Below are 19316 nucleotides of genomic sequence, written 5' to 3' on the forward strand. Positions count from 1 at the left end.
GTCAGTGCCTGCATAGAGAAAACAGACTACCCGCTCCCGGAAGAGTTGTTGTCAACATCCTCCCGGTGAACGGTTACGCTGCAATTTCGTTGCGGGCTTGGCGCACTACGCTGAACGACGCGGAGAGCGCAAGAGCCGCAATGATTACTGCCACCAGCAAGTCAGGCCAAACCGTCTCCGTGCCTAAAACACCGAGAGCAGCCAAAACAATTGCCACGTTCACGATGGCATCGTTGCGGCTACACAGCCAGACGGAACGCATGTTGGCGTCGCCATCTCGAAAACTGTAGAGCATCAGGGCGACGGTGAGATTGGCGGCCAGCGCCACCAGGGCTATAGCGCCCATGGTGAAAGGCTCTGGTGGCACACCGGACATCGCTGCCCATGCTGTTTTACCAAGCACGAAAAGGCCATAGCCCCCCATCGTCACCCCTTTCACCAAGGCTGCACGGGCACGCCACAGGAGCCCCATGGAAAGCACGGTCAGGGAAAGGCCGTAGTTGGCCGCATCTCCGGCGAAATCAACGGCATCGGCAAGTAAGGAAATCGAACCAGATCGCAACCCTCCGATAATCTCCACAAGAAACATCAGCGTATTGACGATAAGTGCAACCCAGAGCGCCTTGCGATAACGTGGGTCGACTGCTCCTTTGCTTGACGAACATCCACCTGAACAACAACCGGCCATGACGTTTCCTCCAGATTCGATGCCTCCATTGAAAACCATGGAGCCACTCCAGGGTCAACACCTATAATTATCGTAATAAACGAGAGGCTGACATGCGTATTGGCGAACTGGCTCAGAGAACTGGGGTGGAGGTTGATACTATCCGCTACTATGAAAAATCCGGATTATTGCCGTCACCACCTAGGCAGGGCAATGGTTACCGGGAATATGGCGAGCAACACATTGAGCGATTGGCCTTCATCCGCCACTGCCGAGCCTTGGATATGCCGCTGATTGATGTGAAGCGTCTGCTGGATTTTGTCGTGCACCCGGAGGCAGATTGCGGCGACATTAACCGATTGATTGATAGTCAATTGGAACGAGTCAGAAAACGGCTCAACAGCATGCAAGCCCTTGAAAAGCAGCTTGTGGCATTGCGCGCCCAGTGTGACGAAAACTCAACGGCGCGGGAGTGTGGTATTCTGCACGAGTTGGTTGTTGCCTCTCATGACGAGGGCTGTGCCTGCCATCGATGACGACCTGATAAACTTACGAATGAACGTGCCAGAGCTTACTGTTAAATGTCGGCTATTGATGGTCATGCAGACCCTGGGCAACTCAGTGCCACGGCCTGTGCAATGTCCGCAAATGGCCGGCACCGGAAGTTCCAGGCCGTTTCCGAAAGCAGTCGTTCGCTGATACATTAGTTTCTGCTAAGGACCGCTTTTCGGCAAGATAGTGAATGCGTAAGATCGGCCACAAGCGGCCGGTCGCCAGAGGGGAATAGCCGCCGTTCAAGCGGCGGCTTAACTCCGAAAGCTGCTCTAACCACACTCATTGATTTGAATTTTGTTGTTCTAATAAACAATTAGTGGAGCTGAAATGTTTAAAAAACTGAGCCTAAAAAGCCGATTGTTGCTGATCGCCACCGTGCCGATTACGGTCATGTTGGTCCTTGGCCTAAGCGGAGCCTGGAAGAAGTACGCGGATTATCAGTCTCGTGTCCAAGCCGAAACTCTGGTCGGCCTCGTGGTCGATTTGGGCGAAATGGCGCATGAATTGCAGAAAGAGCGGGGCATGAGCTCCGGCTTTCTCAATAGCAAGGGCAGCAAATTTGCCGAGAACCTGATGGCGCAACGCAAAACTTCTGATGCGGCCATCACTCGTCTGACGGATAGCATTCGCCGCATTGACCGAACAACGGTCGAACCGCGTTATATCAAGCTTCTGGACGCGGCGAATGAACCTTTTTCCGAACTCGTAAAAAAGCGCGAGCAAATATCACGTCTTTCGCTCGAGCCTGGAGAGTCATTCCGCTTCTACAGCGAGACGATTTCGCAACTGCTGGAAATCGCGTTGCGTACCGGGAACCAGATGCCGTCGTCGAAACTGTCACGCCTGTCGAATGCCAAGCAGGCTCTGTTGTTCCTGAAGGAATGCAACGGGCAGGAGCGGGGATTGGTAGCCGGCGGCTTCAGCGCCGGGCGCCTGACTTCTGAACAATTCAGCACTTTTCAGAGTCTGATCAACGATCAGGCCACCTATTTGCGCCTGGCCATCGGGTACGCCACGCCGGATCAGGAAAAACTACTGCGTGCCAAGCTAGCCGAGCCGATTTTCAAGGAAGTGGGCACCATCGAACAGATGGTCAAGGACAAGGGTGCAAATGCCGAGCTGGTCTATTCCCCGGAGGACTGGTTTGCCAAAATCACTGCAAAAATTGACCTGCTGAGGACGGTGGAGGAAAGCTACACAAAGGATATCCAGCAGGAAATCCACGCGAATATGGATGCAGATCGTGATGCATTCGTTTCGTACGCCAGCCTGCTTCTGGTAGCTGTCGGCCTGACCCTGTGGATTTGCTTTGCGATTGTACGCAATCTGCTAAAAACCTTGGGCGGGGAGCCCGAGTACGCCGCCAAGGTTGCCCAGAGAATAGCCAAAGGTGATCTGTCAACAGCCATCAACCTCCAGCCCAACGACACGGCAAGCCTGCTGGCTTCCATGAAATCGATGCAGGACGGGCTGCGTGAGATGGTCGAACAAATCGTCGTAGCAACGGTTCAGTTGGCCGGATTAGCTAAGCAGTTGTCGGCCTCATCGCATCAGGTGCAGGATGCAACCAACCAGCAGACAGACGCAGCAGCGACTGTCGCGGCGACTGTTGAAGAGATGACCGTTAGCATCAGCCACATATCGGACAACACTGCAGACGTAAACAAGAGCGCCATTGATTCAAAGCATATGGCAGAGGAAGGGGAGCATTTTGCCCAAAAAACCATAGCTGAAATGAACAAAATCGTCGAAAACGTCAATCAGTCATCTATCTTCATGCAAACGCTTGACGACCAATCCCACAAAATCGCCGATATTGTCAATGTCATCAAGGAAATTGCCGATCAAACCAATCTTCTGGCGCTCAATGCAGCCATAGAAGCCGCAAGAGCGGGAGAGCAAGGGCGCGGCTTCGCCGTGGTTGCCGACGAGGTGCGAAAGCTGGCAGAACGCACGAAACTGTCCACCCAGGATATCGCCGCGATGATCGAAGCGATTCGTACCGGTACGATGCAGGCGGTGGAAAGCATGGCGCAGGGAACAGTCATGGTCAATGTGGGCATGGAACTTGTCGGCAATACCGGGAACTCGATGGCGACCATTCATGGCAGTACCGACAGTGTTCTGGCGGCAATCGATAGCATTTCTACCTCGCTACGCGAGCAAAGCTATGCAAATAATGAGATCGCCAAGAGTGTCGAAAACATCGCCCAGATGTCGGAGCGAAACTATGCCGCGATATGTGATGTTGTGTCCTCCGCTGATCAGCTTCAGATGCACTCCGAAGCCTTGCGCCAATCAGCTTCCCGGTTTCAGATCAGATAACCGACTGTAGTGCGGCGCAGGCTTTCAGTGCTGACATTGCTTCAATGTTAGCATTGGCCGGCGCACCTCATTTAGGCGTTCGTCAGTCCTGTGTGGGTCGGGAGGGCTTGACGGACGCCCGTTCAAACTCTACGACTGCTACCGCAGCATTACCGACGACAATGGGAAAAACATGAACAACTATTCTGGCGCGATAGTGTGAGTTCGACATGTGAGAAATCGGTCGCCAGTACTTTTGGGCCCAGTCTTTTTCCTCGAAAGTTATCCTACGGCTGCAATACGCATTACTGCTGCCGCTTAGGACGCAGACCTCCAATGACCTTCAGGCCTGTCTCTTGATCAGATCTTGATCCCCTGCGCCATCAGATCCTTGGCGGCAAGAAAGCCATCCAGTTTACTTTGCAGGGCTTCCCAACCTTCCCAGAGGGCGCCCCAGCTGGCAATTCCGGTTCGCTTGCTGTCCATAAAACCGCCCAGTCTGGCTATCGCCATGTAAGCCCACTGCAAGCTACCTGCTTTCTCTTTGCGCTTGCGTTTTCCCTTGTCCAGATAGCCCAGTAGCTGACATTCATCCTGAGTCAGCACCGTTTCAGCTGACTGGCTTTCTACGTGTTCCGCTTCCTTTAGCAGCCCTTGCGCCCTGAGTGCTTGCGGCAGCGTGAAGCTTTCTCTGAGCTGTAACAGCCTGACCGCGACAAACGAGAGGATCGAGACCATCCGCTCCAGATTATCCGGCTCCTCCATGCGTTGCCTCTCGGCTCCAGCTCCGGTTTTCCATGCCTTATGGAACTCCTCGATCCGCCAGCGATGGGTGTATATGTCGATGACCCGCAAGGCTTGGGCTAGTGACTCGACGGGTTCACTGGTTAACAACAACCATTTCAACGGGGTCTCACCCTTGGGCGGGTTAATCTCCTCGGCCAACACCGCATTGAGCGTGATATTCCCCTGTTTTAGCGTGATGCGCCCACTGCGCAGGCTCAAGCTCGCCTTGCGGGCGGGTCGATTTTTACGTTTACCGCGTTTATCCACCACGCCCTTTTGCGGGATGCTGATCTGATAGCCACCCAGCTCCGGTTGGTTTTTCAGATGGTCGTACAGATACAATCCGGAGCCAGTGTCCTTGCGTGGGTGCTTGGAGCGCACCACGAAGCGCTCGTTATGCGCCAGTTTGTCCTGCAGATAAGCATGAATATCGGCTTCGCGGTCACAGACCGCAATCACGTTGCTCATCATGCTGCCCATGCGTAACCGGCTGGTTGCTGCCGCTGCCAGCCATTTGCCACTCTCCTTTTCATCCGCATCGGCAGGGTCATCCGGACGCATCCACCACTCCTGATGCAGTAATCCTACGGTGCGGAATGTGGTGGCCTCGAGCAAGAGCACGGAGTGAACCCACCATCCACGGGATTTATCCTTTACCGTCCCCAGCTTGCCAAGCTCTTCGGCGACCTGGTGGCGATAACTCAAAGAAGTGGTGTCCTCAATGGCCAGCAGTTCGGGAAACTCCTGAGCCAACTTGACTGTTTTCATGGCGCCAGCCTTTCTGATCGCCTCGGCAGAGACGTTGGGATTGCGGATAAATCGGTAAGCGCCTTCCTGCATGGCTTCACAGCCCTCTGATGAGATGGTTATTGATTTTCGAGAACATTTTGCCAATTGAGCGGCGACGTTAACCAGACGGGTGGTACGGCGAGGATCACCCAGTGCCGCCGAAGAGAACACAGATTTAGCCCAGTCGGCCGCATGATGAAGAGCAGAAGTTAGCATGATCGTTACCATGTTGGGAGTCACATGGAAGATCAGATCCTGGAAAACGCGAAAGGTTCCGTTCAGGGCGCTACTTGTGTATAAGAGTCAGTGCTAAAGGATGATTTGAATAATGTCATTAGAGCTGACCTTAGTCATGCGACAGAACATTACCGAATATTCCTGGTTCGTTACAACGAGAGCTGGCACTAATTAGCCACGAAGCACGTAAAAAGGAAGGCCACACCGTGAGGGCATGGCCTTGTCTATTTAGTTAGATGAGAAATTCATCCAACTGGTGACCTTGCTCGAGTTGCTCAGCCAGAAACTTGGGTGTACGGCCCTGACCGGTCCAGGTTTTCTCTACACCATTTTCAACATAACGGTATTTTGGGGGACGAGGTGCTCGTTTAGCTTTAGCCGCAGTCGCGGCTGCTGGGGCACTGCCTACCAACTCAGTGGGGTCGATACCAGCTTGAGCCAACATCGCTTGGAACTCGGCCAGCTTTTGCTGGTGCTCAGCTTGGGCGGCTTGTTCTTTCTCCGCGTGCTCCAACCGTTCCAGATAAATCATTTCGATTTTCTCGTGGGCTTCTTTGAGCTGATCCAGCGACAACTCTCGCAGTGCTGATCGCAGGCTACGGATGTTCAACAGCACTTTCAGAAATTCACTCATAGATATCCTTTAATTAAATACGCATGGATTGTTCTATAGCATACTAATGAGCACCGATGTGCTCAAGCGTCTTATCGTATTTGACTGCAACCGAAGTTGCGTTGCCCATCCATAACCTTCGTACTCTGTTTACTTAGGTAAGCCAGACGAAACAGAAAGTCGTGATAGATTTTATCTCGATTAATTGCCGCATTACGAAATAGCCCATAAGTCCCTTTGGGAGGGAAATGAACCAAGTGAGCATGCTCTGGATGCGGTAAGCTTAGTGCACTACACCACGCTTTCTGTATCCTCACCCCCATGTTATCACCATCACTCTCTAAATAGTTACCCAGATAGGCATAATCGTCTCTGTGGAAGAACAGCATAACGTGGTAATGGTGGTGCGCTGATAACTCCTTTTCTCTGCACCAGATGTAAGCAGGTAGACGAGGCTCCCCTCGTCGGTTGTTACGTTTATGGTTTGCTTTGATCTGGCTTTTAAGGGATTCCATAAAGCGTGTGATAACCGCTGGGTCAGTGCGCTGCATGAAGATAAGCTGATCCGGATCGTATTCAGTGGTGTCCACTGCGAACCTTAAATCGCATCGAATAGCAAAGACTCGAGGAGTCTCTGCTAATACTTGAGCTGTAAACTCTACACTGCGCGCCAGATAAACCTGGTTCATTGGCCCATATCCAGATGTGCATTCTTGCAACAGCGCTTCAAATTCCATATTGGTTAATAATATTCTGCCATACATAATTAGCACTCCTAAATGCTAAGTGTTTGATAAAATGTTGTGCCTAACACAATAACGTGCGTCAGTGTTTTAAATAAAACTTTAATCATCCCCTCTCAAAAGAGAGGGGATATATAGACGATGATATAGACACCATTGTAAGGTGTATAACGCGTATGATTACATATGGTTTATTGATATATGTTAGATATGCTTTGTTGATATGCAGTAAACATAGTTCATGCAGTAAACATACGTTATATATAATACATATACCGGACACATTCTCCCCATCAATTAAATAATGTAATAAGCTCAAGTCTTGCCATATAAGGCCCGTAATGAATTACACGTTAAATAACGTGATAAATATCAACTCTGAAGTTATTTTCGATTAGAAGACAAATTGTTTACCCAATTCATCAGGATCAATCAAGTCTTCAATGCTTGGAACTGCCGTATTATTTTGTAAGCTGATACCTCCTCTCCCGCTATAAAACCTTGAGATATTACTACCATAGTAGGGCTCACCATAGGGGCCACTTATGTCTTTAAAAACCATAGGATTCTCTAATCCATTACTAAGAAATGGATGCTTCCTGTACGACAGAATAACACTAATAGATTGCTTTTTCTTAAAGCAAATTATGTGTTCCTCTGCGAGGAGTATGTTAATTGCTTCAGCCAGCCCCTTTTGATTCCGAATGCTATAAGGGCCACAACGTCTAATCGTACTTTTTTTAATCGGCATACCATTGAAGTTATCGTATAACCATTTTAATAGTACCTCGGCACCACGACGGTCCGGCAGCGTAAAGGATGCAGATGATTTGAATAGATTCATCGCATGTTCAAAATATAGTTCTGTTAGCTGAATCGCAGTTTTCATCGTTTCTTTCTCAACAACAGGTTCTATCTTCTGAGCATGACTAATGACATGCAGTACTGCCGCCAACCGGGTCGCCTGCTCCATAAATTTAGAACCAAACTCCGTGTACTCCTCAAGCCATTGCCCCTTAGCCATCGCAGCTTCAATTTGGTTGTACTTCTCCAGCCATAGCCACTCAGCATCAGGAGATAACGTTAATACATCACGTTTATCGCCTCGTGTGACTCGTTCTTCTCCTAATGCTAAAAGGCGATGAACAGTTGCGTAAAAATCATCGAGCGGCATCATGTTGTGTTGTGTAACCAAGCCGTATTCATATCGCTTACCAATTTCAGATTCAGGCTGGCAAAAAAATACCCTTGAAAAAAAGCCTGAACTACGCATGGTCTCCCCGTTCCGTTCATTAAAGGCGTTGAACAGTTCAGGTTGGATCATCAGGCTCATTGTTAACCGAGCACCTTCTATTTTGCTGCTTGCGTTATTAACCCTATCAATGATAAGTGGTTGGTTAGACCACAGAGAACAAAAAAGTGCAGAGTCTTTCAGCAAGTCACCATTAAAAATGGAACCAGCTTCGTCTGACATTAGAGCAAGAGAAACCTCATGGCCGATTAGCATTTTTTTTAATGCCGCAGTTGAGACATCATTAATCAACATACGCTTACTCTGTGGTTCCATGGGTTTACTTCTCATATGGTCCTTAAATTTTTCATCAAGCTCGCTGAATTCAGTACTTCCCTGTGCACTCATTTTTCTCAAGGCAGTAATGATTGCATTTTTCTTTATCTCCCACAGTTCCGCCCCTATCTTGAACTCTTCATATTCACGCTTGTAGGCCTCGTACATATTTTTTGCAAATTCATAAATGGCTTTCATCAAGTACTTATCAACCGTACTTTTTCTCTCACCCGAGTTCGCCAACACAATAAAAAATAACGATGTGGGGAAAACCATTCCTTTCTTTGGACTGATGTCAACGAGCTGTTGAGCTAGGATACTCACCACACTCAACAATTCCGTGAGGATCAGCAGCCGAGGAGCCTTTGTTATACAGTGCAAGAGATCCATGACTGCCAGTATCGATAGCGGCAGTCTTTTAAGTATGCGGTCAAGGTTCATAAGGTTACTCCTTACCTATGTGTTAGCGGGTAGCAATCCAGTGTTGTACTTCACTCAGGCGCCAACCTATGGCTGATCTAGCCGATCCTGAGAGCCGAATTGGCTTTGGGAAAGACGGATCGTAACGACGAGATTTCGCATTGATCTTTTCGTAAACCGTTGACCTGCCAGTAGCAACCATGGCTAGCAGCTCAGGCAATCTGATAATCCGATCAACATACTCAACGTTCTTGGGATCTCGCATTTGATGACTTCCTTCTTGGTTATGTGAACTAGCGACTCGCATCATTCCCCAAAGAAGCGTTAATCTCACGGAGGCAAACTGAGGACCCAAGACTTTCTCTTTTTTGTTTGTTTTTCGACCACAAAACAACAAGGTTGTATGACGTTGGTAAAATTGAAACATTATATTTACATCCGGGGTATCTCCCAGGTATCAAGACACCAGATGTACATCCATCAATCTCATGCCCTGTACTAAGGAGCCGACCATATGCACGTACACGCAACGCACGTTTTTGCCAACTTGATGTATTTTCTTTCCGATGCTCTGGGTTTCTGGCCCAAGGGCCGTAAATCTGAAATGCGCTATAGAACAAAGTACGATTCTCACAGAAAACACTTCGCTGAATATGGTGTTGAAGAGGTAACGCTGAACAAGCTCACTGCATACCTTCATACGGGGATTACTCTTCCTCCATTAATGATCAATAATCACATCGATATTCTAGAGAGTCTGTGTAATACCGTGCTCAGAACCCCCCTGATGCCTAACCTTAGATCTAATGAGTACATGACTCAGATTTATATTAGGAGTGCTTTAATACCGATACTGTGTGCTGATATTGCCATATTTCAATCTGATTCATCTAAAGAATCAATTTACTATCATCTTGATCACTGGCTAAAATTAGATGGTCTTCTTAAAGAAAGCGAAAATGAACCTAAAGTGATAAACAAACTCTTTGCAAAAAAACACTTGCAGGAATACATTGAAACTCACTTTAACCTTTCAGAAATGTTCGTTATCAAACCGATAACTGATTATCTTGACTTGCTTGCTAAAAAAGGAAATCAAACTGCTACTACAGTGAGACAACGCACTGTAGAGTGTGTTTCAACCATTGAAAAGCATCATTCTTTACAAGAGAAATTCGACAACAATGAAGAGAAGATATCAAATAACAGCATAGAGCTCGACCATACACTAAAATCTAGAGTTCAAGAGCTATCTGCCATGTATATAGCGTTCACAACACTCCAATATATACAAGCTCAAATCGGTCTAATTGACATTTTCCATCATACATATAACGCTATGTGTAGCAATGTTCAATCACACTTATCAATAATTAAAGAAAGCTTAACTGCAGCTCTTGGTGAAGACTATACCAAGAGGGGGGCATTAGAACAGCAACTCTCGCTTATTGATAGTAAGGCTTCAAGAAAACTGACTATAGAAAAAAAGAAATATATTACACGCTTGATACTAGAGGATATGATCCCACTATTTCATCAGGAATTTCCTTCGTTATCTCCGAGCGAATACCAACTTATGACTCAAGCACATAAAGAGTCTCAAGTTTTGTCAAAGATGGTTTCACTTCCCCCTAATAGCGCCACAGGAATACTGAATGAGCAACTTAATGCATCTGAATATTCAGATGATGGTGAAATCGTTGTCCCAGCATTTAAGAACGAATATTATAAAGTTATTTACAATTTTGCTCACTCACGAGGTAGCCTATTGCAATGGCATTACGATCCCATCTCATTCACTGTTTTTATCCTCTCTTTATTACAATGTGGAAAACCCAATAGTGCATTGCAAGCAATCAAGAAAGCACCAAGAGAAAAGCTACCGCTGTTTGGTTTTGTAAAACATTCATTAGCCGTTATTCGAGTAGGGTTAACCTACAAATTAGAAAAGGAGAAGATTAAGCACGAGAGCTTAACAGAGCAAGTCAACGACATTATCAATCATCAGGGTGTTATTAGCCTACTAGCACCGCGACCTTATCACTTGTTTGATGAAAATTCATGGCTAGGGGAGAAACAATACCTTAGATACTCTTTGGTCTCAGGAAATAACACATACGCGGCAACAGTTATTCAAGCTATTTATGCATACAATTATACAGTCGCAAAAATCACTACACGCAACGACATGATCTTCTCGGACGACAACCCTCCCTATATCGACAGGGTAAATATAAAAGATATAAATCATCAAACACCATTAATAGTCCATGGTTTATTGAATGAACTAAATAACATATCAGGAAAACTCTTGGCTAGTCTTGAAAAAACAAAGCGACTTGACACACCAAGTGAATTTATGAAATGTATTCTCGATGAAGATATCCTGACTCGCTCCGACCTAGAGAGAAATCTTATACACTGTATTGATGGTTCCACACTAGCGGTATGTCTGCTGGACTACTTGACGCTGATTATGTTTTTATCTCCCAAAGGGGATGATGTGAGTAACATTATAAAGTTAGGTGAAAATCATAAGGTGGTCGAATTATTATTTAAGTCATCTACCGCCAAGACATGTTAGCCTCTAGGGAGCTAGAATGAGGCTCTATCAGTGCTTGCATTGATAGATGCCTCCACTCTAAATCCTATTTTACCCAGCTACTTTTGCTATTCGTATCAAAAATAGCACTTAAAAAGCGCATCGAGGGTATTGACAAAAGTTGAATTCTTGGTTCCCTTGCTAGTTCGCATCATTGGTGATCAGAGGCTGTTGCATGATTTAAATAATGGATTTTAATCGCCGTATACATTTCAGATACTCTTAAAAGTCATTCACCACACAAATACATTAATGTTAATTTCAAATAACTTTGGATATACTTTATTAAAGTGAACCATCCCAAAGGAGTGCGCAATACGCACTCCTTTTCTTATAAAGGAATCATTATGTTTGCCTCTATAACTTATATGCACTGTATGAACAGTTGGTCAAATTTAATATTGATACTGATTTGGGGAGGGACCACGCATTAGTGATGTGTATTCCCAGCTGTACTCCAAGAGTGATTAGGACGGCTGTCTAACCAAATCAAAGTAACACCACTAGATTTTTGTGATACGTGGTGTAGTCAACAATTACTGAAACAGTCATAAGATGACACATTACGTCTTTAAACCACTGGTTTGATTCAATAGATCAAGCCCTAGTGACACTCACGAAATCGGCACTCATTTCATCTATTTTCCTCCATTTTCTGGTCATTAAGGTCTCTTCGAGACTTTTGACCATGGGGGTCAGTGTACCTTGCCCTATTGACCGGGAGGAGACCATGGCACTGGTAGGTTACGCACGTGTTAGTACGGGAGGTCAGAGCCTGGAAGTCCAGCTTCGAGCGCTGGCCGAATGCAATAAAGTTTTCCAGGAGAAGGTTAGCGGAGCCAGTGATGATAGACCGCAACTTACTCTCCTGTTGGATTATGTGAAGGAGGGAGATGTGATGATGGTTACCAAGCTGGATCGTCTGGCTCGTAATACTCGTCACCTATTGGAGATATCAGAATTTCTACAACACAAGCAAGTTGCATTGCGGATATTGAACCTGGGGATCGATACCTCAACGCCTACCGGCAAGTTAATGCTCACCATGATAGGCGCTATAGCGACGTTTGAGCGAGAGCTAATGTTGGAACGACAAGCTGAGGGTATTGAGTTAGCCAAGCGACGAGGTGTTTATAAAGGCCGAAAGCCTACAGCCATGGCAAAAGGCAATGAAGTCCTAGCACTGGTCGCCAAAGGATTACCCAGAACTGAAATTGCCAAACGCACGGGGATCAGTATCTCCAGTGTGCAACGCATTCTCAGATCTCAGAGCAACTGAAAAATAGTGTGGTTTACCGTTCCTAACGATAGCCATGCACCTCTATTTAATAATCGTAATTCGGTGAGATAAAAAATGAAAAAGCTGACATTCTGCTTACTACTAACGCTTATGTCTGGAAGTCAATCAATACAGGCGGCAGAGCCGTTCACAGGCTTTCTGCCAGCACTAGTACAGGACAAAACAGGGAAACCTTTTTGGTGCAATGCTCATTTGAAGTTAAATAGAAAATGTATCGCAACTGAAATCAGCAATCTTTCAATGGTCATTGTTCGCAGTCAGCCATTCGGTGAGTGTGAAGCGGGCATGTGGGGCTGGATCGCCACTGCGGGCTCCCCACACAAAATTGCCATTGGCTACACTATTACACCTGATGAAAAATTCAATATTTCAATGAAAGATATGTGTAGCCCAGGAACCGTCGTCAAATTTCAACCAAACAAAAAATATAAGAATGAGGATGACTTGGTTGGTTTTTACAATGGCAAAGAAATATTCAGATATCTAGGGCGTAAATAACCAAGTGATTTAAGAGATGAGTAATTGCTACGAGGGTTTTTATGAAAGACGTAAATCGGTATGTATTGGCCTCGACTCTGATATTTTCGGCCATCGCCTGCAGTGCGCAAGAACAACGTTATCTTGCTATCCAACACACCGACACCATATATGCCAACCAAGGCATCTGTGCATACAACTTCTCTTTAGATAGTGGTGGTGCAGACGAGTTTGGTCATTTGTATATCACGCTGCAATTTAATGACAAAAAGGGCAAAGCGCTGGTCGAATCAACGCTGGAGGTTGAGCCCTTCGGCGGAAGCTCCGCTACTCGTTATGGTGGCGGTTTTACGGAGGTTGATTGCGGACAGGTTGAGCAAGCCAAATCTATCGCCATTATTCAGGCGACCGAAGTCTTTGCACATAACCAAGTTACCCGTCTCCCCATCTCCACCTTCACACCCAAGTTTCATCAACCACTGAAGATCACCGTGGGCGGCAATTAACCGCTCAGGAAAAACAAAGCCAAAGGGCGTCACCATTACGGTGACGCCCTTTTTCATTTCCAACCCTTGATGAGGATCATCACCCCATGACACGACATTTCATTATCGGCGATCACTTGGTAACACCGCAGCCTGAAGGACACCATCACGGCATCTTTGTTGGCCATGATCAGGTCATTCACTACCTACCAACCCCTACTGGTGAGCACTCAGGCCAACTGGCGCTGACATCACTGACAGCGTTCAGCCAACATGGCGTCATTGAGGTCCAGCCCCATGTCCAACGCCTGTTCAGTCGAGAGGAAAGCCTGACACGGGCTTACGCCCGACTAAATGAAGGTGAGCAAGGTCAACAGTTCGCCAGTGGCGAGCGATTTGTCACTTGGTGCATCGAAGGGGTTGCACATCCCCCCAAGCTGCTGCAGACCGCAGTTGCTACGGTGGTGGCTGCCGAAGTAGCTCGACACACGTTGGGTAAAGCAGCCACCAGTGCAACCGCAGGACTTGCTGCCAGTACGCTAGCCACGGCTGCTGGCGGTAGTGGTACCGCTGCGACGGTGGTGTCGCTCACCGGCATTGCTTCAGCCCCGCTGTTAGCTCCTCTTGCAGTAGGCGCCGTTGCTGCCTATGGCGTCAGCAAACTCTGGGATTGGCTCAAAGACTGAATCTGTACGAGGAGAGATCATGACAATTCCTTTTCACCGGGATGGCGTTAACCTGTTTGTGACAGAGCCACTACTGGTACTACTCAATCAGGAAGTCGCGAAATATGACTTCGACCTTGAACAACTCACCCGGCTTACCTTCAGCTTTCGCAACCCTGACTATCAACCTCAAAGTGGTGGGGTCCATCCGGTCGAAATCCAGCTGATACGTGGTCTTGATGGTTGGCTATTCGACTACGTCACTGATTTTAGCTACCAAGGCTTGGGACAAGGTACCGAGCTCTGCAAAGAACTCGACTTCAACTTCCTGGATAACGAGCACTACCTGCAAGGCTGGGGGCCGCTCCCCATGGCAGAGGCCAAGGAGCTGTTCAACATGTGGCAGAACAGTTTTCTTGCCTACGCCCAGCTGGGCTTTTTTACCGTCACCGTCAGTGGTGACTGAGGAGGCCTGATGCCCAAACAACCGATAGCCGTTGAACTGGAAGCGATTAATCGAGAGGGGGAAACGCAGGTGGTGCGTGACAGTGGCCTGACCGTACAGGGCTACAGCGTTTATCTGCGTGCCGTGGAGCCCAGCGGTCTTGCCCTGGCTACCTGGGTAGCTGACTACGACACCATGGGTCCCGCCTATGAACTGGCAGAACGGCTGAGCCTCGCTCTGGCTATCCCGCTCACCGTGCTGGTTCCCGAACCACTGATACCGGCGCAGAGAGACGCCGTAGCGATAGCAGGAACCCCAGCAGCCCCCTCCACGGCAAACTGAACACCACTCACTGTGACCCAATAACTTTTTCTACCGTTCACCCCGACATGCTTCATGCGTGCCGGGGTTTTGTTTATTTGGAGAACCTTGCATGCGTTATCACAAGCTCAAAGCCGGGGAGTGCCCCGGCACCTATGTCGTCACTGAACCCGTGACCGAGCAAGACCTGCTGCGTATCGCCAACCAGATTGCTCGCAAACGCCTGGCCAAAGGTACCGCCATTACCAGCACCACCGAGGCCTCTCTGCGGCTGCAAACCCTGCTGCAAGACCGGGAGCACGAAGTGTTTGGCGCACTGTTCCTTGACTCCCAACATCGTGTGCAGGCCTTTGAGGAGCTGTTTCGCGGCACTCTCGATAGCGCCAGCATCTACCCACGGGAAGTGGTCAAGCGTGCCCTGCTACTCAACAGTGGCGCCATCATTGCGGTCCACAATCACCCCAGCGGTGACCCGGAACCCAGCCACTCTGACCGAGTCTTCACCCAAGCCCTCAAAGAGGCCTTGGCGCTGGTCGATGTCCGGTTGCTCGATCATCTGGTGGTCGGTGCTGAGGGCGTGGTATCCCTGGCCGAAAGAGGTCAACTATGACTCCAACCCCAGGTAAGTCACACCTCACCACCCTCGATATCCTCATCGAGTTGCGCTGTTGGCTGGCGGATAACGTCGAGATGCAGGCCGAGCCAGCTATCGTCGCTCATCTGCCCAATGGCTACCTGCTCACCCAAGCCGACTGCATCGAGGCCATTGATGCACTACTGCATCAGCTACGCCATTAGCTACTCAAAGAAGGGACACGCACCATGCGATTACCCAATCCCTATACCTTAGAGGAGACTCTCGAGACGCTGCGCCATAGCCTGACAACTGCCAGCAAAAAGGATGCGCTGACGTTGCTGGAGAAGGCCCTCACCAAGGCTCGTGATGACCGAGTTTACGCCAAGCAGTTTGAAGAGACCTTGCTGCACGGCTCCACCGTCGAGATACGCGAATGCCTCAGTTGCTTTGGCGACTACTTTGAGCGTTCCCGAGAAGCAACGCCCTATTACCCGCACCACGATGCCGTTAACGGCATTGATTGTGCTCTCTACGCCATCCTGTTCGATGCGGTTTACCCAGACGCCGCGCGGGCACAGCAATAACATGTATACCGATCGCCGAATAACATGCATGCCGATCACGTTTCCACCCAATAACCCGGATCATCAAACCAGGATCATCAGGTCCAACACCATGATCCGGATATTCCGATCCCCCCAGCAAGGCCACCTCACTACAGGTGGCCTTTTGCATTTCAAGGAACTATGCCCATGTCTGCCTTCATGATCGACCGCCAGGATTACCTGGCCTTTGCCGTGCAGCTACACCGTTTTTGCAATGCCCCCATGCCACCGCACTACACCCTTGAGCTGCTGCGCTCCCTCTGGTGGAACTCGCCAATGGATGTCACCAGTACCTGGACGTGGCGGGTAGACCGGCTGGTACGGCTGATGATGCTCGCCAATCGGCGAGCGGTCTGGCATCGCTATCAGCTGGGGCGTCAGCAGGACCACCAGGAACCACGCCAGCATCGCTCTACCAAGCTGAGCCCGCTAAAACCCGCACACCACTACCACCAGGGACCGCTCACCGATAGCGAGCTGGTTGCCCTCTACAAATTCACCTGCTGTGCCCTGTACCAATCGAGCGAATGGAGCGGGAGCCCCGAGCAGGCTCCCCGGCTGGTGAAGGTGATTCAGCAGTTTCAGCAAGCCCTCGCGCAAGATGTGTTGACCCGGCTGTCACTGTGGGAGAAAGCACCCTGGGGAGAGATGTGATGGATCTCTACATCACCCTGACAGTGGCAAGCTCGCCACCGAGTTCAATGGCCCACCTAGCCCAACGTGTCGCCGATGACATGGCACACCTGCATCACCGTCTAGGGGATGGGGTCAGTGATGAACTTGGCATCAGCATCAGTTACCTGGTCGAACAGTTTGCACTGCTGGCAGCGGCTTACCGTTCACCTGCAGAAAGGGAGAAACACCCATGATCGAGTTCAACGATAGCTTCACTCAGGTCGCAGTCGCTCAGGCAATGAGCGCACATGGCGATTTGCATCGGCTCATTACCTATCAGCTCACCTTCCCGAAGTGGGCACACGACTATGACGAGACCGGCAAGCGCACTGGCCCCGACAAGATCAAGCCCGTGCCAACGATGCACAAGACCTCGCTGTTCGTGAGTCCACTGGACATGGTGGACAACCTGCCCCGCGAAATTAACTTTGCGTGGTGGGAGCGTGAGTGCAACGACCTAGGCTATCCCGTTGGGGAGTGGCGACGCACCATTGTGGGGGCCTACGTCAACCACGGCAGCAACGATGCGCCGGATTGGAGTAGCCATACATGACCATGACAACGCCGACAGCACACATATGACCCCATGCAGCCCCTCACCCCGAGGGGCTGTTTGCATTTGAAGGAAGCCCAACCATGCATGACTTACGTGATTACAAGACTCTGTCCGCCCGACAACTCACCGCCGCTATCGGCCAGCTCAACCACAACACCGCACCGAAGATAATGACCCATCTGGCATTGCGGGCCAGGCAGCCGCAACCGCTCGGTAATGGCCGCAGCAGAGCCAAGGCCCTCGAGCTACTACGCCGGGTCAAAAAGGCTCACAAAGCAGGGCGTATCCCGTTCGAGCTCACCGTGACGGGTTGCCGCATCGACCGGGGGAGTCATCAGGCTGACCGCTACTACTACGACCGGACGCTGCTGGCTCAGGGCTGGCAGCAGTACGATACCGAGGAGGACGCTTGGTACTTCGGTATCTGGATTAACACCGAGAAGCTGGAGACCTTTACCTATGCCGAGGGGGATACCAGCCATGTGATTGCGCCAAACGTCGAAGCGTTTCGTGCCGAACTGGCGCGGCTCTATCAGTACCACCCGCAAGCCCCGGCCTTTATCAGTATCGACCCGGAAGCGGGCGTTGTAACCCGCCACTTTGAACCCAAACCGGAGGTGTGAAATGGCGAAAAACATCACCATCAAGGTGCCAGGCAAACATCCGCAAACCAGCGAGCTCACCACCTTTGAGCTAAAGGGCCAACGCATGGATATCGACATCGGCGGCCAAGCAGTGCCCTTCCTCATTCACGGGAGGGGGATAGAGACGTCGCTCACCCATATCCCGAGTGGCTACCGGATAGCACTGCTCGGTGGTTGGCTCACCGCGCGTTACGCCATACCTGAGAATAAGCCCAGCAGAACGGCCTGTGCCCAGATGGTCATAGACCGGCTGGTAGCCCAGTACGGCTCGCTGCATCTATTGGGCCGGCTCAATTGCAAGCCGGTTATCAATCAGCTGTAACGCACAGCCCAGACAACAAGGAACGATGCAATGACCAACACCCTCCCTGCAACACCTGACCCACTGGCAGGCCATACGGTGATGCAGATGCTGGATGTCGCCATGAGTTCCATCATCGGCGATTACGATGACGCAGACCTGGCGCCAGAATGGCAATGGGTCAAGCAAAGGGCCTCCCATGAACATGTCGGTGTGAAGGATGACTCCGCCTATGAGTACACACTGAACCTGGCCATGGAGCTCGATGCCTGGATTTGACCCCATAGGTCCAGACACTTTTTCCCGCTTAGGGTTGTGATACCCGACTGCGCAGAAATTCCCGTGGTGAACGGTATCCCAAGGCGCTGTGCGGGTGGTGCTCGTTATAATGCTCAAACGCGATAGCCAAATTGCCTACTGCTGTTCGGCTATCCGGTTTTGGCATCATCTCGATATAGTCTCGCTTCATCGTCTTCACGAAGCTTTCCGCTATACCGTTACTCTGTGGGCTTCTCACTGCTGTCGTTCTGGGCTCCAACCCGATTTCTCGTGCAAACGCGCGGGTCTCATGGGCTCGATACGCCGAGCCATTATCAGTCAGCCACTCCACCGGTGATGCCGGCAACGAATCCCCAAAGCGACGTTCGACAGACCTCAGCATGACATCTTGCACAGTGTCACTATCGTAACCCCCAGTACTGGCCGCCCAGTCCAACGCTTCCCTATCGCAGCAATCCATGGCGAACGTGACACGTAGTTTTTCACCGTTATCGCAGCGAAACTCGAAGCCATCTGAGCACCACCGTCGATTGCTCTCCTTGACGGCAACACGCCCCTTATGTGCCTGCTGGGCCAATGGTGCAGCTGGTTTTCTTTCCAGCAGCAAGCCATGCTCGCGCATGACGCGATATACCCGCTTAGCGTTTACCACAGGTTGTTCTGTTGCCTCAGACTGACGCCGTAACAGCGCCCAGACCCGGCG

General features: G+C 49.7%; 24 protein-coding genes and 1 pseudogene. 18 read left to right on the forward strand and 7 right to left on the reverse strand.

Going from position 1 to position 19316, the window contains the following annotated elements:
* Positions 1 to 73 precede the first annotated feature (73 nt).
* The gene (locus PG888_RS20625; protein ID WP_270694226.1) at positions 74 to 727 is read right to left on the reverse strand and encodes a cation transporter; all 654 of its coding nucleotides are present in this window, start codon (positions 725 to 727) and stop codon (positions 74 to 76) included.
* A 53-nt stretch (positions 728 to 780) separates the two neighbouring features.
* On the opposite strand from PG888_RS20625, the gene cadR reads away from it, so the two are divergent.
* Positions 781 to 1203 carry a Cd(II)/Pb(II)-responsive transcriptional regulator gene (gene cadR / locus PG888_RS20630; protein WP_173579282.1) on the forward strand — a complete coding sequence of 141 codons (423 nt, stop codon included), beginning with the start codon at positions 781 to 783 and terminating at the stop codon, positions 1201 to 1203.
* A 346-nt stretch (positions 1204 to 1549) separates the two neighbouring features.
* The gene (locus PG888_RS20635; protein ID WP_270694225.1) at positions 1550 to 3547 is read left to right on the forward strand and encodes a methyl-accepting chemotaxis protein; all 1998 of its coding nucleotides are present in this window, start codon (positions 1550 to 1552) and stop codon (positions 3545 to 3547) included.
* Between the two features lie 339 nt (positions 3548 to 3886).
* Here the strand turns inward: PG888_RS20635 and PG888_RS20640 are convergent, their stop codons facing one another.
* From PG888_RS20640 to PG888_RS23175, 5 genes are all read right to left on the reverse strand, one after another.
* Positions 3887 to 5317 carry an IS4 family transposase gene (locus PG888_RS20640; RefSeq protein ID WP_270694224.1) on the reverse strand — a complete coding sequence of 477 codons (1431 nt, stop codon included), beginning with the start codon at positions 5315 to 5317 and terminating at the stop codon, positions 3887 to 3889.
* Positions 5318 to 5570: 253 nt separating this feature from the next.
* Positions 5571 to 5972 (reverse strand): H-NS family histone-like protein, encoded by a 402-nt coding sequence (locus PG888_RS20645; RefSeq protein WP_270694223.1) that lies wholly within the window; start codon positions 5970 to 5972, stop codon positions 5571 to 5573.
* A 71-nt stretch (positions 5973 to 6043) separates the two neighbouring features.
* Positions 6044 to 6715, reverse strand: coding sequence for an inovirus Gp2 family protein (locus PG888_RS20650; protein ID WP_270694222.1), 672 nt, complete (start codon positions 6713 to 6715; stop codon positions 6044 to 6046).
* 373 nt (positions 6716 to 7088) lie between these two features.
* Entirely contained in the window at positions 7089 to 8702 is a 1614-nt protein-coding gene (locus PG888_RS20655) for a YfjI family protein (protein WP_270694220.1), read from the reverse strand.
* A 22-nt stretch (positions 8703 to 8724) separates the two neighbouring features.
* Positions 8725 to 9108, reverse strand: coding sequence for a helix-turn-helix transcriptional regulator (locus PG888_RS23175; protein ID WP_333563566.1), 384 nt, complete (start codon positions 9106 to 9108; stop codon positions 8725 to 8727).
* Between the two features lie 87 nt (positions 9109 to 9195).
* Here PG888_RS23175 and PG888_RS20665 point away from each other — a divergent pair, with 87 nt between their 5' ends.
* The 16 genes from PG888_RS20665 (at position 9196) to PG888_RS20740 (ending at position 18613) form a co-directional block, all read left to right on the forward strand.
* The gene (locus PG888_RS20665) at positions 9196 to 11265 is read left to right on the forward strand and encodes a hypothetical protein (protein WP_270694219.1); all 2070 of its coding nucleotides are present in this window, start codon (positions 9196 to 9198) and stop codon (positions 11263 to 11265) included.
* A 748-nt stretch (positions 11266 to 12013) separates the two neighbouring features.
* Positions 12014 to 12562 carry a recombinase family protein gene (locus PG888_RS20670; protein ID WP_042019077.1) on the forward strand — a complete coding sequence of 183 codons (549 nt, stop codon included), beginning with the start codon at positions 12014 to 12016 and terminating at the stop codon, positions 12560 to 12562.
* Positions 12563 to 12637: 75 nt separating this feature from the next.
* On the forward strand, positions 12638 to 13081 hold the full coding sequence (locus PG888_RS20675; protein ID WP_042019078.1) for a hypothetical protein: 444 nt from the start codon (positions 12638 to 12640) through the stop codon (positions 13079 to 13081).
* Between the two features lie 41 nt (positions 13082 to 13122).
* Positions 13123 to 13566 carry an IrmA family protein gene (locus PG888_RS20680; protein WP_270694217.1) on the forward strand — a complete coding sequence of 148 codons (444 nt, stop codon included), beginning with the start codon at positions 13123 to 13125 and terminating at the stop codon, positions 13564 to 13566.
* An 86-nt stretch (positions 13567 to 13652) separates the two neighbouring features.
* Complete coding sequence (locus PG888_RS20685) at positions 13653 to 14231, forward strand: lecithin retinol acyltransferase family protein (protein ID WP_270694215.1); 579 nt, start codon at positions 13653 to 13655, stop codon at positions 14229 to 14231.
* A gap of 19 nt (positions 14232 to 14250) precedes the next feature.
* Complete coding sequence (locus tag PG888_RS20690) at positions 14251 to 14676, forward strand: DUF2787 family protein (RefSeq protein WP_270694214.1); 426 nt, start codon at positions 14251 to 14253, stop codon at positions 14674 to 14676.
* Between the two features lie 9 nt (positions 14677 to 14685).
* Complete coding sequence (locus PG888_RS20695) at positions 14686 to 14997, forward strand: hypothetical protein (RefSeq protein ID WP_270694213.1); 312 nt, start codon at positions 14686 to 14688, stop codon at positions 14995 to 14997.
* A gap of 91 nt (positions 14998 to 15088) precedes the next feature.
* Positions 15089 to 15586: a RadC family protein gene (gene radC, locus PG888_RS20700; protein ID WP_270694212.1), complete on the forward strand. Its 498-nt coding sequence runs from the start codon at positions 15089 to 15091 to the stop codon at positions 15584 to 15586.
* Positions 15583 to 15774, forward strand: a complete 192-nt coding sequence (locus tag PG888_RS20705; protein WP_270694209.1) for a hypothetical protein — start codon at positions 15583 to 15585, stop codon at positions 15772 to 15774. Before radC ends, PG888_RS20705 begins: the two co-directional genes overlap by 4 nt.
* A 24-nt stretch (positions 15775 to 15798) precedes the next feature.
* The gene (locus PG888_RS20710; RefSeq protein ID WP_270694207.1) at positions 15799 to 16137 is read left to right on the forward strand and encodes a hypothetical protein; all 339 of its coding nucleotides are present in this window, start codon (positions 15799 to 15801) and stop codon (positions 16135 to 16137) included.
* 168 nt (positions 16138 to 16305) lie between these two features.
* Entirely contained in the window at positions 16306 to 16812 is a 507-nt protein-coding gene (locus tag PG888_RS20715) for a hypothetical protein (protein ID WP_111901684.1), read from the forward strand.
* Positions 16812 to 17027, forward strand: a complete 216-nt coding sequence (locus PG888_RS20720) for a hypothetical protein (RefSeq protein WP_107683728.1) — start codon at positions 16812 to 16814, stop codon at positions 17025 to 17027. Before PG888_RS20715 ends, PG888_RS20720 begins: the two co-directional genes overlap by 1 nt.
* On the forward strand, positions 17024 to 17386 hold the full coding sequence (locus tag PG888_RS20725) for a hypothetical protein (RefSeq protein WP_019839130.1): 363 nt from the start codon (positions 17024 to 17026) through the stop codon (positions 17384 to 17386). The genes PG888_RS20720 and PG888_RS20725 overlap by 4 nt, the downstream gene beginning before the upstream one ends.
* Before the next feature lie 83 nt (positions 17387 to 17469).
* Complete coding sequence (locus PG888_RS20730) at positions 17470 to 18012, forward strand: hypothetical protein (protein WP_111901683.1); 543 nt, start codon at positions 17470 to 17472, stop codon at positions 18010 to 18012.
* Between the two features lies 1 nt (position 18013).
* Positions 18014 to 18355 (forward strand): hypothetical protein, encoded by a 342-nt coding sequence (locus PG888_RS20735; RefSeq protein ID WP_111901682.1) that lies wholly within the window; start codon positions 18014 to 18016, stop codon positions 18353 to 18355.
* 30 nt (positions 18356 to 18385) lie between these two features.
* Entirely contained in the window at positions 18386 to 18613 is a 228-nt protein-coding gene (locus PG888_RS20740; protein WP_270694203.1) for a hypothetical protein, read from the forward strand.
* 28 nt (positions 18614 to 18641) lie between these two features.
* On the opposite strand, the pseudogene PG888_RS20745 reads toward PG888_RS20740, so the two are convergent.
* Positions 18642 to 19316, reverse strand: a pseudogene (locus tag PG888_RS20745) (IS3-like element ISAs17 family transposase); the annotation flags it as partial.

It is taken from the genome of Aeromonas sp. QDB23, assembly GCF_027707745.1.
GTDB classification, from domain to species: domain Bacteria; phylum Pseudomonadota; class Gammaproteobacteria; order Enterobacterales; family Aeromonadaceae; genus Aeromonas; species Aeromonas allosaccharophila.

Bases quoted from the DNA above. Each gene is read 5' to 3' on its own strand.
- PG888_RS20625 (WP_270694226.1), bottom strand. From the start codon at position 727: ATGGTTTTCAATGGAGGCATCGAATCTGGAGGAAACGTCATGGCCGGT.
- cadR (WP_173579282.1), top strand. From the start codon at position 781: ATGCGTATTGGCGAACTGGCTCAGAGAACTGGGGTGGAGGTTGATACT.
- PG888_RS20635 (WP_270694225.1), top strand. From the start codon at position 1,550: ATGTTTAAAAAACTGAGCCTAAAAAGCCGATTGTTGCTGATCGCCACC.
- PG888_RS20640 (WP_270694224.1), bottom strand. From the start codon at position 5,317: ATGCTAACTTCTGCTCTTCATCATGCGGCCGACTGGGCTAAATCTGTG.
- PG888_RS20645 (WP_270694223.1), bottom strand. From the start codon at position 5,972: ATGAGTGAATTTCTGAAAGTGCTGTTGAACATCCGTAGCCTGCGATCA.
- PG888_RS20650 (WP_270694222.1), bottom strand. From the start codon at position 6,715: ATGTATGGCAGAATATTATTAACCAATATGGAATTTGAAGCGCTGTTG.
- PG888_RS20655 (WP_270694220.1), bottom strand. From the start codon at position 8,702: ATGAACCTTGACCGCATACTTAAAAGACTGCCGCTATCGATACTGGCA.
- PG888_RS23175 (WP_333563566.1), bottom strand. From the start codon at position 9,108: ATGTTTCAATTTTACCAACGTCATACAACCTTGTTGTTTTGTGGTCGA.
- PG888_RS20665 (WP_270694219.1), top strand. From the start codon at position 9,196: ATGCACGTACACGCAACGCACGTTTTTGCCAACTTGATGTATTTTCTT.
- PG888_RS20670 (WP_042019077.1), top strand. From the start codon at position 12,014: ATGGCACTGGTAGGTTACGCACGTGTTAGTACGGGAGGTCAGAGCCTG.
- PG888_RS20675 (WP_042019078.1), top strand. From the start codon at position 12,638: ATGAAAAAGCTGACATTCTGCTTACTACTAACGCTTATGTCTGGAAGT.
- PG888_RS20680 (WP_270694217.1), top strand. From the start codon at position 13,123: ATGAAAGACGTAAATCGGTATGTATTGGCCTCGACTCTGATATTTTCG.
- PG888_RS20685 (WP_270694215.1), top strand. From the start codon at position 13,653: ATGACACGACATTTCATTATCGGCGATCACTTGGTAACACCGCAGCCT.
- PG888_RS20690 (WP_270694214.1), top strand. From the start codon at position 14,251: ATGACAATTCCTTTTCACCGGGATGGCGTTAACCTGTTTGTGACAGAG.
- PG888_RS20695 (WP_270694213.1), top strand. From the start codon at position 14,686: ATGCCCAAACAACCGATAGCCGTTGAACTGGAAGCGATTAATCGAGAG.
- radC (WP_270694212.1), top strand. From the start codon at position 15,089: ATGCGTTATCACAAGCTCAAAGCCGGGGAGTGCCCCGGCACCTATGTC.
- PG888_RS20705 (WP_270694209.1), top strand. From the start codon at position 15,583: ATGACTCCAACCCCAGGTAAGTCACACCTCACCACCCTCGATATCCTC.
- PG888_RS20710 (WP_270694207.1), top strand. From the start codon at position 15,799: ATGCGATTACCCAATCCCTATACCTTAGAGGAGACTCTCGAGACGCTG.
- PG888_RS20715 (WP_111901684.1), top strand. From the start codon at position 16,306: ATGTCTGCCTTCATGATCGACCGCCAGGATTACCTGGCCTTTGCCGTG.
- PG888_RS20720 (WP_107683728.1), top strand. From the start codon at position 16,812: ATGGATCTCTACATCACCCTGACAGTGGCAAGCTCGCCACCGAGTTCA.
- PG888_RS20725 (WP_019839130.1), top strand. From the start codon at position 17,024: ATGATCGAGTTCAACGATAGCTTCACTCAGGTCGCAGTCGCTCAGGCA.
- PG888_RS20730 (WP_111901683.1), top strand. From the start codon at position 17,470: ATGCATGACTTACGTGATTACAAGACTCTGTCCGCCCGACAACTCACC.
- PG888_RS20735 (WP_111901682.1), top strand. From the start codon at position 18,014: ATGGCGAAAAACATCACCATCAAGGTGCCAGGCAAACATCCGCAAACC.
- PG888_RS20740 (WP_270694203.1), top strand. From the start codon at position 18,386: ATGACCAACACCCTCCCTGCAACACCTGACCCACTGGCAGGCCATACG.